This is a genomic window from Leuconostoc mesenteroides subsp. mesenteroides ATCC 8293, assembly GCF_000014445.1.
GTDB lineage: Bacteria > Bacillota > Bacilli > Lactobacillales > Lactobacillaceae > Leuconostoc > Leuconostoc mesenteroides.
Map to the genome: position 1 here is coordinate 132,905 of NC_008531.1, position 17,096 is coordinate 150,000.

Genomic DNA, 17,096 nt, shown 5'->3' on the forward strand with positions numbered 1-17,096 from the left:
ATGTATTTTTTAATATTTTGTATTTATATATCACATTTGTGTTATAACAAATATGTGGTATAATATAGATGTAGAGAGGAACAGAAAAAGTAGCAGATGTGCCTCAGAGACCTCTCGAGTTAAAGGAGATGTGGATAAATGATTAAACGCAGAAACTTTATTAACGACTTTGTACACAATCGCGTACGAGGTCAGACTGAATAGGATGGCGATTAGCAATGAGATTTGATATAAAGGCTTACTTAGATGATAATTCACTAACAATTTACCGCGTAGCAAAGGAATCTGGTTATGGATACACAACGATACACAAGTCGTTTAACAAAACACAATCAGATGCCACGAGCCTAAACATGCGTGATTTAGATGCTCTGGCTAAGGTGCAACATAAACAAATGTGGGAAGTGTTGCGAGAATTAGAAAAACTTTATTTTGATGAATGATAAACGTGCTTGGGGTAAGCACAAGCACATAGAAAACTAAAAGGAGATTTTAGACTATGGCTAACAATGATTTTTTCAATGATCCATTTGGATCAGACATGAATGACATTTTTAATAACATGATGGGCAATATGAACGGCATGAACTCTGAGAACCGTCGTTATTTGATTAACGGTCGCGAGGTTACGCCGGAAGAGTTTGTTCAATATCGACAGACTGGGAAACTACCACAAGGTCTTCAAGCAGCCAATGCTACAAACGGTCAGCCAGTAGCACAACAAGCTGGGCAACCTGGACAAGTAAAGCAGGAAGGAATGCTGGCAAAGCTTGGACGTAACTTGACGAAAGAGGCTCGCGACGGTTTGCTTGATCCAGTCATTGGACGTAACAAAGAGATTCAAGAAACGGCTGAAATTTTAGGACGCCGTACAAAGAACAACCCAGTGCTAGTTGGCGATGCTGGTGTTGGTAAGACAGCAGTGGTTGAAGGTTTGGCACAAGCGATTGTTAATGGGGATGTCCCAGCAGCAATTAAGGACAAGGAGATTTACAGTATCGATATCTCTAGCCTTGAAGCTGGTACTCAATTCCGTGGTGCTTTTGAGGAAAATATCCAGAACCTTTTGAAAGAAGTTAAACAAGCAGGCAACGTTATCTTGTTCTTTGATGAGATTCATCAAATCTTGGGAGCTGGTTCAACCGGTGGCGAAGATGGCGGTAAAGGACTAGCTGATATTATCAAGCCAGCTTTGAGCCGTGGTGAAATTTCATTAATTGGTGCGACAACGCAAGATGAATATCGTAACACGATTATGAAGAACGCTGCACTAGCTCGGCGTTTTAATGAAGTGACTGTGAATGCACCATCACCTAAGGATACGCTTGAAATCTTGAAGGGGATTGCGAAGTTGTATGAAAAGCATCACCATGTTTCATTGCCTGAAAACGTATTAAAGGCAGCAGTTGACTATGCAGTACAGTATATTCCACAACGTTCATTACCAGATAAGGCGATAGATTTGCTTGACATGACAGCGGCTCACCTGTCAGCTAAGAACCCAGTAACAGATAAGGTAAGTTTAGAGAAGCAGATGAGCGATGCTAAAGCAAAGCAAGAAAAGGCTGTTGCTGATGAAGACTATGAGGCCGCTCTAAAGTACAAGAACCAGATTGCTGATTTGGAAAAGAAAGTTGGTAGCGCTGACGAAGCTAAAAAGGTTGAGGCAACGCCTAATGATGTGGCCGAATCAGTAGAACGTTTGACTGGTATTCCTGTGGCACAGATGGGTGCGTCAGATATCGAACGTTTGAAGACAATTGGTGATCGTTTGGCTGGTAAAGTTATTGGTCAAGATGAAGCCGTAAGTATGGTCGCTAAAGCCATTCGTCGTAACCGCGCGGGATTTGATGAAGGAAACCGACCAATTGGTTCGTTCTTGTTCGTCGGTCCAACTGGTGTTGGTAAGACGGAGTTAGCAAAGCAACTAGCTTTGGACATGTTTGGTAGCAAAGATAACATTGTTCGTTTGGATATGAGTGAGTATTCGGATTTGACAGCGGTATCTAAGTTAATTGGTACGACCGCTGGGTATGTTGGCTATGATGACAATAGCAACACACTAACTGAAAAAGTTCGCCGTAATCCTTATTCAATTATTCTCCTTGATGAAATTGAAAAGGCCAATCCACAAGTACTAACGTTGTTATTACAAGTGATGGACGATGGTCGCTTAACAGACGGTCAGGGAAACGTCGTTAACTTCAAGAACACGGTCATTATTGCAACATCTAACGCTGGATTTGGACACAATTCGAGTGATGCAGATCAGGATTTGATGGCTAAGTTGGCGCCATACTTCCGTCCAGAGTTCTTGAACCGTTTTAACGGTGTGATCGAATTTAGTACGTTGACTAAGGATGATTTGAAGCAAATTGTTGATTTGATGTTAGATGATGTCAATAAGACATTGGCTAAGAAAGACTTGACATTACATGTGTCTGACGAAGTTAAGGATCACTTGATTGAAGATGGTTATGATGAAGCCTTAGGTGCACGACCATTGCGTCGAGTAATTGAGCAACAAATTCGTGACCAAGTAACGGACTTCTATTTGGATAATCCAGGTGAAAAATCCTTAAGCGCAGACTTGGTTGATGGCAAAGTTGTCATCTCGGCTGTTGTTGAGAAGACTGCGGTTACTAACTAATGTTTGAAAAAACCACGTTCGTGTACAAAACGTGGTTTTTATTTTGCTTTCAATGAACAATTTATTCAGCATGGTATAATGAATTCATTAAACTAAAGGACGTCTACATGATTATTCAACATGCAATTCTCCATATACTGGACACGAATACAGGTAGTCTCATTGCATCGCAAGGAGAAATGAACGTCGACAATGTTGGCGTTCATGAATATATTGAAAAGCTGGTTAATAAAATCTATAAAGGTGACATCAAGACAGGAAATTTATTACCAGATAGTTATCTGGACAAGATGATTAAACAATCGGATTTTCCGGAAGTAACGACACAAATGGCCACTAAATTATTTGATACGATTGCTGCTAGTGAGTCTATTCCAGCTGGTGATTTGTTAAGTTTTCAGGCTACAATTGATGAAGGGCCAATCTTTGGATTAATCAAACTCAATTTCGGCGCTCGTTATGCTCACGCAGTAGAGTACGAAGATGACCAGATGGTGAATAATTTGGTGCTTAATCAGTCAATTTTACCGGCTGCAACGCAAACAGTTGATGAAGCTATTTTGGTAAATGTCGATGATGGCAGCTATCAATTGTTGGAAAAGAAACAATTGATTGACGGGCATCGTGTGCCTTATTTTTCAGAAAATTTTTTGGAAATAAAACCTGAAGTTTCAGCAAAAGAAAATATCCAAGTCATTAAGCGTACAATTAAAAATATTGCTGAAAAATATGATGAGCCAGAACATGAGGTACTGGCTGCAACGCAGGAAGTGATTTATAATAGTTTAGCAGAGACGGGTAGTATTAGCACAGATGTTATTGCAGAAAAGGTGTTTGGTGATAACATCACGGCTAAACAAGAATATCAAGAAAAGCTGACTGAGAAATCATTGCCAACGGAAGTTTCGGTTGTTAATTCCGAGAAGTATGAGAAAAAGTATCAAACACAAAAATTTAAACTCGATTCTGGAATTGAAATTTCTATTCCTGTTCATGTTTACCAGGATTTGAGTAAAGTTGAATTTGTCAACAATGCTGATGGGACAATCACCTTAATGATTAAAGATATCGCATCAATATTAAATAAGTTCAATGTGTAGAGGAGAAAATAATGCCTTATCAAGATTCTTATGTTGCTAGAATACGCGAAAAAATTGGGCACGACTTTGAGCTCGTGATGCCTACGATAGATGTGGTAATTGCCAATTCAAAAGGTGAACTTTTGATGATTTATAACCGTGATTTTGATGGTTGGGCCTTTCCAGGTGGTTACATTGAACCAGAAATGTCATGGCAAGAAAATGCAGCACGAGAAGCTTTGGAAGAGTCTGGCATTCGTGCGAATGCAAAAGATCTGCAATTGATTGGTTCTGTTTCAGGAGAAAACTATCGTACGCAATATCCTAATGGTGACCGGGTTAAGCTCTATACAAATGTGTTTTTGCTGACAAAATGGTCAGAAGAGTTAGATAAGATAGACGATACAGAGATTGACGGGAAAAAATGGATGACACCGCAAACAATTGATCATGTTCATTTAACCTTTTCCGGTCGAGCAGTGTATCAGGCATATCGTCAATTCCAAGAAACGAAACAAATACAATTGTTAACCATCAATAGTGAACTGCAGCGTTTCTTGGATGCGCAGGATGGTCGCATTGCTGATGTGAATACGTATGAGGATGCAATTAATGAATTGACTGCCGGTCAAAAAAGAACACATTGGATGTGGTTTGTATTACCACAACTTCGTGGGCTAGGAACAAGTGAACGTGCGACGTATTACGGTATCAAAAATGCCAAAGAGGCTCGTGAGTATCTAGCAGATGATGAATTACGTACTCGCTTGGAGAAAATTTTAAAAATTGTATCGACTATTGAATCATCAGATCCAGTTGCCATATTTGGACAAGTAGACGCTGAAAAGTTTCATGCCAGTGTGACGTTGTTTGCACAAGTTGCAGAAACACCTGATTTGTATCAGCAAGTATTAGTGAAATATTTCAATGGTGACTTACATCAACCAACACTAGACTTATTAAACAAATAAAAAAGGCGACTTAGTCGTCTTTTTTATTTGTTTATACTGTTGTTTTTGGCGCGTGCAGTACTAGACCATGCTCTGGTGTTCGAGCATTAATAACGATATCTTCAACCTTGAAAATATGTGCCAATTCACTTTCAGTAAATCTATTTTTCTTTTCAGCGATTTCACGCAAAGATTTTCCAGTGCGCAGAGATTCTTTAGCAATTTTAGCGGCTTCTTTGTAGCCAATTATTGGCGCCATCGCGGTTGCAAAGCTCACCGACAAATCAATGTCTTGTGACAAGCGATGTTTGTTTACTGTAATGCCGTCAATGGCATTGATGCGTAGAGTATTCATAGCTTGTTGGAGATGTTCAATGCCAGTGATTAAGCTTTTGAAGATAATGGGTTCAAATGCATTCAATTCTAATTGACCAGCTTCGCTTGCTGCCGTAACGGTGGTATCAAAACCAATCATTTCAAAGGCGACTTGATTGACAACTTCTGGAATAACTGGATTAACTTTACCAGGCATGATTGATGAACCTGCTTGTTTTGAAGGTAAGTTAATTTCATGTAATCCCGAACGTGGGCCAGAACTGAGTAAGCGTAGATCATTAGACATTTTAGATAGATTAACTGCTAAATTTTTTAATGAACCAGACAGGGCAACATAGGAGTCTAAGTTTGAAGTTGCATCAAATAAATCATGGGCTTGCTCAAGTGGAAGCCCAGTTATGCTAGCTAGGTTAGGAACGATGTGCACTTGGTAATGATAACTTACGTTAATACCGGAACCAATAGCTGATCCGCCCAGATTTAATGTATATAGCTCATTGCGTGCGGCTTCGATACGTTTAAAGTCTCGACGAAGTGGTTTTAACCAAGCATGAAAGGTATTTCCTAAGGTCATGGGCACAGCATCTTGTAGCTGTGTACGACCCATTTTGTAAGTTGTTGAAAATTCGTCGGCTTTGTTACCAAGAGCGTCTACCAATAATGTTAATTCTGAAAAAAGTGGTTCGAGTAGTCGGATAAGAGCAATTTTTCCTGCGCTAGGATAAGTATCATTGGTACTCTGACCCATATTAACGTGGTCATTTGGGTTAACGTAGCCATATTCACCACGTGCACGGCCTACCTGCTCAAGAGCTGTATTAGCAACAACTTCATTGACGTTCATATTGGTACTTGTACCAGCACCACCTTGAACGTCACTAATTGGAAACATTGTAAGATCGATTGGCTGACTTAACAAAATTTTTGTTGCATCAACAATATGTTTAGCAACAGCTCGATCTAGATTACCAGATGTAGCATTTGTTTGTGCCGCAGCCTGTTTAATTTCTAAAAAGGCTCGAATGATTTCTGGATGGGTTGTTTCTTTTGAAATTGGAAAATTATTTAGCGCACGTTGAGTGTGTGCCCCGTAGTAGACATCTTTGGGTACGTTGATTTGGCCGAGTGAATCTGATTCTGTGCGCATATTGCTTCTCCTTACTGGTTATGAGAATATTTTACCGCAAAAAATAACTATACCAATTTTATTTGTTAAGTTTTATGACACCATATTTTTCTTTCTTGATATAGAAAAAAGCACCCTTTACGGTGCTTCAATAATTTCAACGCCATCATCACTACCAATGACTACACGGTTAACAACATCAGTGAACAGACCGTGCTCTACAACACCGACCATATTAATTAATTCTTGACCCAAATCACGTGGATCTTCGATAACGGGAACATGTAGATCAATGAGGTAATTTGCTGAATCTGTACGTACAGGGTTGCCATTTTGATCTAAACGCCAAGTAGGATGGAACCCATCTGCAGTAAAGCGTTTAAATAATTGGTCAGATCCATATGGAATAATTTCGACTGGCAAATACTGATTTAGTTTGGATACACGTTTGCTACTGTCTACAACCCAGATATTCTCACGAGAGTTAAACGCAACGATTTTTTCCCATAAAAGCGCGGCCCCGCCACCTTTAATGGCTGAGAAATCATCCGAAATTTGGTCAGCTCCATCAATTGTAAGATCAATTTTATCGACATCATCAACGTTGTACATCGGGATCCCTAGTTTTGCAGCATTGCGCCTTGTCTTTTCAGAAGTAGGGACGCCGACGATTTTTAAATTTTCATTGGCCACGCGTTCACCTAAAGCGGTAATGACTTGAGCAATTGTTGATCCAGAGCCAATGCCCACTACCATACCGTCCTGAACAAAGTCGGCGGCGCGGCGACCTGCAATAATTTTTTGTAAATCCTGTGATGAACTCATGATTTGTACTCAATCTCCTGATAAGTGTCGGGGTAACGTAAAAATGCTTCTTTTACATAAGGACAAACGGGCTTTATTGTCATGTTTTTGGCACGCGCATCAGCAACAATCGTGTCTAACAATTTTTTAGCAACACCTTGCCCACGTAGAGATGGATCCACTACGGTTGAATTAATTGAATAGGTTTGCCCCTCGTTGATTACTGTATAAGTAATCTGAGCTATAACTTTGCCGTTTTTTTCCAAGAAATAACGACCATTTTCGTGTTGGAATTCCATAATAATTTCCTCTCGTTTTATTATAACAGCATAATGATTAGCGGTATTTAATTGAGTGCGTGAAAATTTACTATTTACCTATGATACTAACATAATTTGTGCTTGTCTGTGTTACTTGTTCTGACCATTTTTTAATCCATCTAACATTTTATAATTTAACGTATATTTTTTAAAATAAAGACAATATATCGTATAATAAGGGATAAACTATTTATGAAGAGGTGTACTTATTATGACACGTGGATTTGAGATTGTTAGCAAATATGCTGACGAGAATATTACTGTTCCAAAGCGCAGCACACAGCAAGCAGCAGGTTATGATTTTGAAGCCGCAGTGGATATCACTATCCCTAGCGTTTTGAGTAATAATTTTTTCAAGGGACTTAATATTTTATCGCTTGGGAAACTTTCAAAGCTACGTGATAATGAAGATTTGCAAGATATGCTTAAACCGGTACTTATTCCAACGGGTATAAAAGCTTACATGGGGGAAGGTGAATACTTGCAACTTGTTTCACGTTCAAGTGGACCTATTAAAAAACGGATAATGATGCCTAACGCAGTTGGTATCGTAGATGCTGATTATTATAATAATGAGGGTAATGAAGGGGAAATTTTCTTTCAGTTTATTAATTTTGGCCTTAAAGACGCCCATATTAAAAAAGGTGAGCGCATCGGTCAAGGCATATTTTTGCCCTATTTATTAGCTGATGGCGATGATGCTGTGGAAAAGTCAGATCGTAAGGGTGGCTTTGGTTCAACAGGGCAATAATATCTTTTATCATTATGTTAGAACGAATTAAATGAAAGGACTAGGATATCGCTAAAGTAAAAACACAATTTATATGTTCCAACTGCGGTTTTGTTTCGGCGCGGTATTTAGGACGCTGCTCAAATTGTGGTGAATGGGGCACGCTTGTTGAAGAAAAAATCCAACCAGAATCAAATGATCGTAAAAGTCGTGTGAGTCTAGATGGACGCAATGCTAAAGTTGAAAAAATAAACGAGATTACATCTGAAGAGACACCGCGCGTAGCAACTAAGCTTAAAGAACTAAACCGAGTTTTAGGTGGTGGTGTTGTCCCAGGTTCGATGGTTTTGATTGGTGGTGATCCTGGTATTGGCAAGTCAACATTACTACTTCAAGTATCTGGACAACTTGCTCAAGAAGGACGGGTACTATATGTGACCGGCGAAGAGTCTGCCACACAAGTGAAACTGCGTGCCGACCGCTTAGGCGTTGGGCACGATGAGTTTTATTTATATCCGGAAACGGATATGACGGCCGTGAAAAAGCAGATTGAGGAATTACAACCGAATTTTGTTGTTATTGACTCGGTACAAACCATGCAAGAACCTGATGTCTCATCGGCTGTTGGATCAGTGTCACAAATTCGAGAAGTGACAGCCGATCTGTTGCAAATCGCTAAGACTAATAATATTTCTATATTTATAGTAGGGCATGTGACTAAAGATGGCGCCATAGCGGGGCCAAAAATTCTGGAGCACATGGTTGATACAGTATTGTACTTTGAAGGAGATAGTAATTATAAGTACCGCATTCTGCGTGCGGTTAAAAATCGGTTTGGCGCAACGAATGAATTAGGTATTTTTGAAATGCGTAATGGCGGTTTGATAGAGGTAGCTAATCCCTCTGAGATTTTCTTAGAAGAACGTTTATCTGGTGCCACTGGATCGGCAATTGTGGTCGCGTTAGAAGGATCACGACCTATTTTGGTTGAATTACAAGCCTTAGTAACGCCGACTGTATTTGGTAACGCACAGCGTACAGCAGCAGGCCTCGATAGGAATCGCGTGTCATTGATTATGGCTGTATTAGAAAAACGCGCTAACCTATTATTACAAAATCAAGATGCGTATTTAAAGGCAGCAGGTGGCGTGAAACTTGATGAACCAGCAATTGATTTAGCGATTGCTGTTGCTCTAGCTAGTTCGTATCATGATAAAGAATCAAGGCCAAGTGATGTCTTTGTTGGCGAAATTGGTCTAACTGGCGAAGTCCGTAGCGTAGCAGATATTGAAGGACGATTAAAAGAAGCTAAAAAATTGGGCTTTAAGCGTGCCATTGTTCCTAAAAATAATTTAAATGGCATCGAATTACCTCAAGGTATTAAAGTTATTGGAGTAACAACATTAAGTGAGGCGCTTAAAATTGCCTTAGGAGAATGATCATGTCAGAGTATTTATTAACAGGGTTGACTGACATCAATAGTGCTCTCTATAAACATGTTGAGAAAGGGAAAGCTTACAGCGTACGTTTTTTCGTCGGGGTAATGATATTTTGTGCATTATTGCTGTTTTTTCTTATCGGATCAGCAGTCACGTTCTTTTTGATGGGAATTGTCTTCGAACAACTAGAATGGATAGCAATGATTTTGGTATTGTTTTCGGCATTAGTTACGGGTATGGTTGGCTGGTTATCTTGGGAATGGGGGCACCTAGTTTGGCAGCTTTTAAAACAAGTCGATGAAAATGGGCATTACTACGCCCATGATAAAATACGTGCCAGTGACCAAACAAAAAGCCATTTAGGTAAACATTTTTAAATAGCTAAACATAAAAAAGGGCCTTCCTAGAAAGGGCCTTTTTTATTATGAAGGTTGTACCAGCGGTGTGCGCTTTTTTTGGAAAGCAACAATAGCTAGGTGAATAATAATAGCTACGATGCCAATGGTCAGAAGTTGCAGCCAAAGGGTGTGTGTGTTATTGCCGCCGTATAAAATGTTGTAATCTGCACGAATTGAATAGAAACAAGGAGAAATGTTACTCATGACCTTGAAAAAATCAGGCAGGATTGGGCGTGGAATGAGACCGGCCCCTGAAACGACTTGAGTCAGCATGAAAGGCATATTGATCATAATACCAAGTTGTCCAAGAATTAATGAGAAGATTAGGTTGACATTCAATGATGCAAATAACTCAATAGAATGGTTAACCCACAGTTGCCAATAGGTATTACTATCAAAATGAAGCATACTTTTGCTTAGTGCAACAATTAGCAGCGGTGCTATCATTGAAATTAAGATAATAGCGATTTCCGTATAAGTGTATGCTTTCCAGCGACCTATTAATGGTGAAAATGACTTGTATGCAACGACAATTAACATAGCGCCAATCATGGAACCAATATAAAAAGCTAGTGACATAAAGAACGGAGCCATGCTATGTTGCATACCAGAAGGTGCTTTATTCACTTTTACAATGCTGTAATTGTATGAATTAGCAACGTTTGCATAGGTTTGATTTATTTTTGCTGTAGCAGTGCTTTTTGTTTGTTCAGCTTTTTGTAAAATAGCGTCTTTTTGTGTTGGATTAGCTGTGATTAATGATTTTGTCTCTGATTCTAATTGTGACAATTCGGTGGCTGTTAGAATCCCCTTGCTTTGCTGCAGTAAAACACTTTTTTGAACATGATTACCGACTGATTTGGCGACAGTTTCCATGGCTGAAACTGATGTCATAGGATTGGCGTAGTTGATGTAAAACTTAAGTTCACCTTTAGATTGACCATCTATTTTCTTGAGGTTGGCATTGAAATCTTTTGGAATATCAATAATCAAATAAACTTTGCGATCGTTCAATTGACTTTTAGCCTGTTTCATATTCAAATCAGTTTTGACGTGTTTAAACGGCAAGCTTTTTTTAAGTTGTTTTTTTAATGTAGTGCTGTCCTTATCTTGGTTGACAATGGCAACTGGCAATTGGTTTATTTTGCTGGGCACGACTTTATACCCTGAAAAATAAATGCCAACCATCAATAAGCCGTAGAATAGCACGATAATGAGCGCTCCGATGACACCCTTGCTGACAATAAATTTTTTGAAACTCATGTGGAACTCCTTTTCTTTTGCTGACAATAGAGTAGCACTTATTCGTTTTGCATGCAAGTAGTTGCGTGCATACTAAAAATAGTCTGTCTTTCAAAAGAGAATATGATAATATAACTAAAGAAGAGGTACGAAACATGTCCAAACAACCATCAAAATACGATTTAATTTTAAATGCGTTCATTACATTGTTGATAGAAGTTGGTTATCAATCGGCAACCATCAACAAAATTGCTGAAAAAGCGAATGTCAATCCTAGTACAATTTTTAGAAAGTTTAAAGACAAAGAAGGGTTACTATCAGCTGTGATTGATAGGCATCTCAATGATTTGGCTGCTATTTTTGATGATGCACTGGTTGTGACGGGTGATATTGAGACTGACCTAATCAATATGTCAAGAACGTATCAAGAGTTTCAGGAGAAACATCAAGAAGTTGTTTTGATAGGCCTTCAAGAATCTTTTCGAATGCCAAAAGTGAGTCATGCGGTCGAAGAAATACCAATTCGATTCAGAAAAATCTTACTGCAGTATTTTACAGAGATGAGGGCACAAAATAAAATAAAAAAGTCGGTAGATGTGGAAGCAGCGGTTATGAATGTCATATGGTTGAATTTCGGTTATTTTTTGACTGCGATTCGCTATGACAATCCTGAGTTAATTACTGAACCAGAAGATTTCTACGAAAAGCAAATTCGCTTTTTTGCAAAAAGTTTACGTCCATAAAAACACGATATAGTGATTGGAAATTAGTATCATGAGTGTTGTATACTAGTACCTAGACAAAACGGTACTAAATACCATACATAGGAGATTATTGATTCATGACAGAAGACATACGTGTTCGCTATGCGCCGTCACCAACGGGACATTTGCATATAGGGAATGCACGAACAGCTATTTTTAATTGGTTATTTGCACGCCACTACAATGGCACATTCGTTATTCGTATTGAGGATACTGACTCAGCACGTAATATTGCTGATGGCGAAAAATCACAACTTGAAAATTTAGCTTGGCTAGGTTTAGACTGGGATGAGAGTCCAGACAAACCAGGCGTTTATGGACCTTATCGTCAATCAGAACGTAATGAACAGGGTATTTATCAAGAATTTATCGATGCACTATTAGCTAGTGGGCAAGCGTACAAGTCTTACAAAACGTCAGGACAGCTCGCCTCTGAACGTGAAGCGCAACAGGCAGCTAAGCAGGCGCCGCATTATGTTTATGAATATGAAGGTTTGACTAACGAAGAGCGTGAAGCCAAATATGCTGAATTTGAAGCACAAGGATTAAAGCCGGTAGTGCGTTTCCGTGTACCAGAAGAGCAGGTATATGCTTGGGATGACATCGTTAAAGGGCATATCGAGATTGGTGCTAAAGAAGTTGGTGGTGATTGGGTCATTCAAAAAGCTGATGGTATGCCAACTTATAATTTTGCGGTTGTCGTTGATGACCACTTGATGAAAATTTCCCACGTTCTTCGTGGAGATGACCACGTCTCAAATACACCAAAGCAAATCATGATTTATGAAGCTTTGGGGTGGGATGTGCCAAAGTTTGGACATATGGCTTTGATTATCAATGGAGAAACTGGTAAGAAATTGTCTAAACGTGATGAAAATCTCTTGCAGTTCGTTGAACAATACAAGGAATTAGGCTACCAACCACAAGCTATGGTTAATTTTATTGGTTTGCTGGGGTGGTCACCAAAGGGTGAAGATGAAATCTTTAGTTTGTCAGAATTCAAAGAAATGTTTGATGAAAAGCGTTTGAGCAAAGCAAATGCTAAGTTCGATCAAAAGAAATTAGAATGGGTCAACAACCAATGGATGCGTCGTGATACGGATGCTGTTATGCCACAACTTATTCAAGAGCTCGTCAATGCTCATTTGATATCTGCAGATGATGCTGCTGATAAGAAAAAGTGGTTGTCAGAAGTTATTAAAGTCGCTGGCGTTGATGGTATATCATATACGCGTCAAATTGTTGAGCTAGTTCGCAAACCTTTCTTTGAGTTGGGCGATATAACAGATGAAATGGTTGAATACCTGACTTCAGAAGATGGCCGTAAAGTGGCAGCTGCGTGGGAATCAACATATGAATCCTTGCCGACTGATGCAACTCCGGCCGACTATATGAGTACAATTCGTGCGATTCAAAACGACTTAGAAATAAAAGGCCGTAACTTATGGAATCCTATTCGTATTATGACTACTCACGAAGTCCAAGGGCCTAATTTACCAGAAATGTTGACATTGTTGGATAAGAACACTGTTCTGAAGACAATGCGCGATGTGAAAGAAAAATATTTAGCATAGGTATCTAAACGTCGAGGAATGCTCGGCGTTTTTTATTATGATTTTGAGTATCCATTCGTACTGAGGAATAATGCCAAAATATTTGCAGCTCATGTATAATACTAAGTAATAATAATTTTTCTATTATAAAGGGAGCAAACTATGATCTACGTCTACAATACGTTATCACGTGAAAAAGAAGTTTTTAAGCCAATTACTGCTGGCAAAATAAACATGTATGTTTGTGGTCCCACAGTATATAACTATATCCATATTGGGAATGCTCGCTCAGCCATTGCTTTTGACACAGTGCGCCGCTATTTTGAATATCGTGGTTATGAAGTCAATTATGTTTCGAATTTTACTGACGTGGACGACAAAATTATTAATCGTGCGCAAGAAGAAGGCATTTCTGAACTAGAGGTTGCTAATAAGTATGCTGATGCCTTTGATGAAGATACTCTGCCATTAAATATTAAACCTGCCACGGTGCGTTCACGTGCAACAGAAGTTATCCCAGAGATCATCGAATTCGTAAAAGATCTTATTGATAAAGGCTATGCATATGAGTCCGAAGGGGATGTTTACTTCCGTGCTAAGAAATTCAAGGGCTATGGTATTTTAGCTCATCAGGATTTGGCAGAAATGGAAGCCAATGCTGCTGGTCGTTTGAATGATGAGGAGACTATTCGTAAAGAGGATCCGATTGATTTTGCTGTTTGGAAAAATGAGCCACGGGAAGGGGTTATCTCATGGTCGTCTCCATGGGGGAATGGTCGTCCGGGCTGGCATATAGAGTGCTCGGTTATGGCGCAAAAGTACTTGTCGAATACAATTGATATCCATGGTGGCGGTATTGATTTAGCATTTCCACATCACACAAACGAAATTGCTCAGTCTGAGGCCAGAACAGGACAAAAGTTTGTTAATTATTGGATGCATAATGGATTTGTTAATGTTAATAATGAAAAGATGTCAAAATCTCTCGGTAATTTTACAACGCTACATGACATGCTAGCGACTTATGACGATCCAATGGTCATTCGATACTTATTGACCACAACGCAGTATCGGCGACCAATTAACTATGAAGCAAGCACTTTAGAACAAGCACGTTTAGAATTAGAACGCATCCGTACAGCTTATAGAAATTTGATGTTTCGAGCGGAAACGTCGGAACCTGGTGGGGATGAAGATGTTGAGACATTGATTGAAGTGCAAAAGAAAGCGTTTGACCAGGCGATGGATGATGACTTTAATACGCCCAACGCGCTTGCAGCTATTTTTGAACTTGTTAGTATAGGGAATACCTACACTGAGCGTAACACTGTAAAAGTTGATACTGTTCAGCATTTATTAGGAACAATTGCCGATTTACTATCTGTATTTGGTATTGAGGGATTGGATGGTAACGAAGAACTTACAACGAAGCAACGCGAATTATTGGATAAACGTGTATTAGCTCGTGAGTCGCATGATTTTGAAAGATCAGACTTGTTACGTAATCAGTTAAAAGAAGTTGGTATATTTGTAGAAGATACACCACAAGGCCAACGTTGGCATAAATAAAAAAGCTATCAGCTTGCTGATGGCTTTTTTATTTATTAAGTAAAGGTAAAGGCAAAAGAACGAAAAGGAGGGAAGGGGTAAAAAAGGGGCGGATAAAGCGAATGAGGAGGTAAAGTAAGGGGATAAAAAGGGATAAAAAGCGAACGAAGGAAAGAGATAAAAAACAAGTAAAAAAAGTAGTTGACGAGGGGGAATAAAGTTGGTATATTAGTATATGTTCCGACGGAGCGAAGCGACGCAAAGCGTTGCGAGGCAAGGGGGAGCGAGAGCGTAAGGGCAGTGAGGTCGACGAAAACTTCTTAAAAGAAGTAGTTGACAAAGCGAAACGAGCGTGGTAAGATAATATAGTTGTCTCAGCGACAACGAGTAGCACATTGAAAACTGAACAAAACTTTGAACAAACGAATCTGTAGCTGTTACGTAAAGTAACAAAAACAAATTTGCGAAGTCAATTCGTAACAAACAATAAACGGATTACGTTATAGAGATATAGCGAAATATAGTCAGTTTAATCGAAGAGCAATCTTCAAATTTTCAAATTGAGAGTTTGATCCTGGCTCAGGATGAACGCTGGCGGCGTGCCTAATACATGCAAGTCGAACGCACAGCGAAAGGTGCTTGCACCTTTCAAGTGAGTGGCGAACGGGTGAGTAACACGTGGACAACCTGCCTCAAGGCTGGGGATAACATTTGGAAACAGATGCTAATACCGAATAAAACTTAGTGTCGCATGACACAAAGTTAAAAGGCGCTTCGGCGTCACCTAGAGATGGATCCGCGGTGCATTAGTTAGTTGGTGGGGTAAAGGCCTACCAAGACAATGATGCATAGCCGAGTTGAGAGACTGATCGGCCACATTGGGACTGAGACACGGCCCAAACTCCTACGGGAGGCTGCAGTAGGGAATCTTCCACAATGGGCGAAAGCCTGATGGAGCAACGCCGCGTGTGTGATGAAGGCTTTCGGGTCGTAAAGCACTGTTGTATGGGAAGAACAGCTAGAATAGGAAATGATTTTAGTTTGACGGTACCATACCAGAAAGGGACGGCTAAATACGTGCCAGCAGCCGCGGTAATACGTATGTCCCGAGCGTTATCCGGATTTATTGGGCGTAAAGCGAGCGCAGACGGTTTATTAAGTCTGATGTGAAAGCCCGGAGCTCAACTCCGGAATGGCATTGGAAACTGGTTAACTTGAGTGCAGTAGAGGTAAGTGGAACTCCATGTGTAGCGGTGGAATGCGTAGATATATGGAAGAACACCAGTGGCGAAGGCGGCTTACTGGACTGCAACTGACGTTGAGGCTCGAAAGTGTGGGTAGCAAACAGGATTAGATACCCTGGTAGTCCACACCGTAAACGATGAACACTAGGTGTTAGGAGGTTTCCGCCTCTTAGTGCCGAAGCTAACGCATTAAGTGTTCCGCCTGGGGAGTACGACCGCAAGGTTGAAACTCAAAGGAATTGACGGGGACCCGCACAAGCGGTGGAGCATGTGGTTTAATTCGAAGCAACGCGAAGAACCTTACCAGGTCTTGACATCCTTTGAAGCTTTTAGAGATAGAAGTGTTCTCTTCGGAGACAAAGTGACAGGTGGTGCATGGTCGTCGTCAGCTCGTGTCGTGAGATGTTGGGTTAAGTCCCGCAACGAGCGCAACCCTTATTGTTAGTTGCCAGCATTCAGATGGGCACTCTAGCGAGACTGCCGGTGACAAACCGGAGGAAGGCGGGGACGACGTCAGATCATCATGCCCCTTATGACCTGGGCTACACACGTGCTACAATGGCGTATACAACGAGTTGCCAACCCGCGAGGGTGAGCTAATCTCTTAAAGTACGTCTCAGTTCGGATTGTAGTCTGCAACTCGACTACATGAAGTCGGAATCGCTAGTAATCGCGGATCAGCACGCCGCGGTGAATACGTTCCCGGGTCTTGTACACACCGCCCGTCACACCATGGGAGTTTGTAATGCCCAAAGCCGGTGGCCTAACCTTTTAGGAAGGAGCCGTCTAAGGCAGGACAGATGACTGGGGTGAAGTCGTAACAAGGTAGCCGTAGGAGAACCTGCGGCTGGATCACCTCCTTTCTAAGGATAATCGGAAAGCGACAGGGACTTAAGTGTCAATTTGTTTGTTT

General features: G+C 40.3%; 14 protein-coding genes and 1 rRNA gene. 11 read left to right on the forward strand and 4 right to left on the reverse strand.

Annotated features, from left to right (window positions below; genetic code table 11):
* Positions 1-218: 218 nt before the first annotated feature.
* The 4 genes from LEUM_RS00710 (at position 219) to LEUM_RS00725 (ending at position 4,700) form a co-directional block, all read left to right on the forward strand.
* Entirely contained in the window at positions 219-443 is a 225-nt protein-coding gene (locus LEUM_RS00710; RefSeq protein WP_011679110.1) for a hypothetical protein, read from the forward strand.
* A 56-nt stretch (positions 444-499) separates the two neighbouring features.
* On the forward strand, positions 500-2,650 hold the full coding sequence (locus tag LEUM_RS00715; protein ID WP_011679111.1) for an AAA family ATPase: 2,151 nt from the start codon (positions 500-502) through the stop codon (positions 2,648-2,650).
* Positions 2,651-2,757: 107 nt separating this feature from the next.
* On the forward strand, positions 2,758-3,750 hold the full coding sequence (locus LEUM_RS00720; protein ID WP_011679112.1) for a nucleoid-associated protein: 993 nt from the start codon (positions 2,758-2,760) through the stop codon (positions 3,748-3,750).
* 11 nt (positions 3,751-3,761) lie between these two features.
* Complete coding sequence (locus tag LEUM_RS00725) at positions 3,762-4,700, forward strand: DUF1810 family protein (RefSeq protein ID WP_011679113.1); 939 nt, start codon at positions 3,762-3,764, stop codon at positions 4,698-4,700.
* A 31-nt stretch (positions 4,701-4,731) separates the two neighbouring features.
* Here the strand turns inward: LEUM_RS00725 and LEUM_RS00730 are convergent, their stop codons facing one another.
* The 3 genes from LEUM_RS00730 to LEUM_RS00740 all read right to left on the reverse strand — a co-directional run bounded on the left by LEUM_RS00730 (position 4,732) and on the right by LEUM_RS00740 (position 7,244).
* Entirely contained in the window at positions 4,732-6,162 is a 1,431-nt protein-coding gene (locus LEUM_RS00730; protein WP_010292838.1) for an aspartate ammonia-lyase, read from the reverse strand.
* 117 nt (positions 6,163-6,279) lie between these two features.
* On the reverse strand, positions 6,280-6,966 hold the full coding sequence (gene rpiA / locus LEUM_RS00735) for a ribose-5-phosphate isomerase RpiA (RefSeq protein WP_002816154.1): 687 nt from the start codon (positions 6,964-6,966) through the stop codon (positions 6,280-6,282).
* On the reverse strand, positions 6,963-7,244 hold the full coding sequence (locus tag LEUM_RS00740) for a GNAT family N-acetyltransferase (RefSeq protein WP_011679114.1): 282 nt from the start codon (positions 7,242-7,244) through the stop codon (positions 6,963-6,965). Before LEUM_RS00740 ends, rpiA begins: the two co-directional genes overlap by 4 nt.
* A 232-nt stretch (positions 7,245-7,476) precedes the next feature.
* Here LEUM_RS00740 and LEUM_RS00745 point away from each other — a divergent pair, with 232 nt between their 5' ends.
* The 3 genes from LEUM_RS00745 to LEUM_RS00755 are packed head-to-tail and all read left to right on the forward strand — an operon-like array spanning position 7,477 to position 9,811.
* A complete protein-coding gene (locus LEUM_RS00745; RefSeq protein ID WP_011679115.1) occupies positions 7,477-8,016 on the forward strand; it encodes a dCTP deaminase/dUTPase family protein in 540 nt (179 codons plus the stop codon).
* A gap of 47 nt (positions 8,017-8,063) precedes the next feature.
* The gene (gene radA / locus LEUM_RS00750; protein WP_080506298.1) at positions 8,064-9,434 is read left to right on the forward strand and encodes a DNA repair protein RadA; all 1,371 of its coding nucleotides are present in this window, start codon (positions 8,064-8,066) and stop codon (positions 9,432-9,434) included.
* 2 nt (positions 9,435-9,436) lie between these two features.
* Positions 9,437-9,811 carry a hypothetical protein gene (locus tag LEUM_RS00755; RefSeq protein WP_011679116.1) on the forward strand — a complete coding sequence of 125 codons (375 nt, stop codon included), beginning with the start codon at positions 9,437-9,439 and terminating at the stop codon, positions 9,809-9,811.
* A gap of 45 nt (positions 9,812-9,856) precedes the next feature.
* On the opposite strand, the gene LEUM_RS00760 is transcribed toward LEUM_RS00755, so the two are convergent.
* A complete protein-coding gene (locus LEUM_RS00760) occupies positions 9,857-11,095 on the reverse strand; it encodes a YhgE/Pip domain-containing protein (protein ID WP_011679117.1) in 1,239 nt (412 codons plus the stop codon).
* 134 nt (positions 11,096-11,229) lie between these two features.
* On the opposite strand from LEUM_RS00760, the gene LEUM_RS00765 reads away from it, so the two are divergent.
* From LEUM_RS00765 to LEUM_RS00780, 4 genes are all read left to right on the forward strand, one after another.
* On the forward strand, positions 11,230-11,817 hold the full coding sequence (locus tag LEUM_RS00765) for a TetR/AcrR family transcriptional regulator (RefSeq protein ID WP_011679118.1): 588 nt from the start codon (positions 11,230-11,232) through the stop codon (positions 11,815-11,817).
* A gap of 98 nt (positions 11,818-11,915) precedes the next feature.
* Positions 11,916-13,412, forward strand: a complete 1,497-nt coding sequence (gene gltX, locus LEUM_RS00770; protein WP_011679119.1) for a glutamate--tRNA ligase — start codon at positions 11,916-11,918, stop codon at positions 13,410-13,412.
* A gap of 141 nt (positions 13,413-13,553) precedes the next feature.
* Positions 13,554-14,960 (forward strand): cysteine--tRNA ligase, encoded by a 1,407-nt coding sequence (gene cysS, locus LEUM_RS00775; RefSeq protein ID WP_011679120.1) that lies wholly within the window; start codon positions 13,554-13,556, stop codon positions 14,958-14,960.
* A 535-nt stretch (positions 14,961-15,495) separates the two neighbouring features.
* A 16S ribosomal RNA gene (locus LEUM_RS00780) occupies positions 15,496-17,046 on the forward strand.
* Positions 17,047-17,096: the final 50 nt, after the last annotated feature.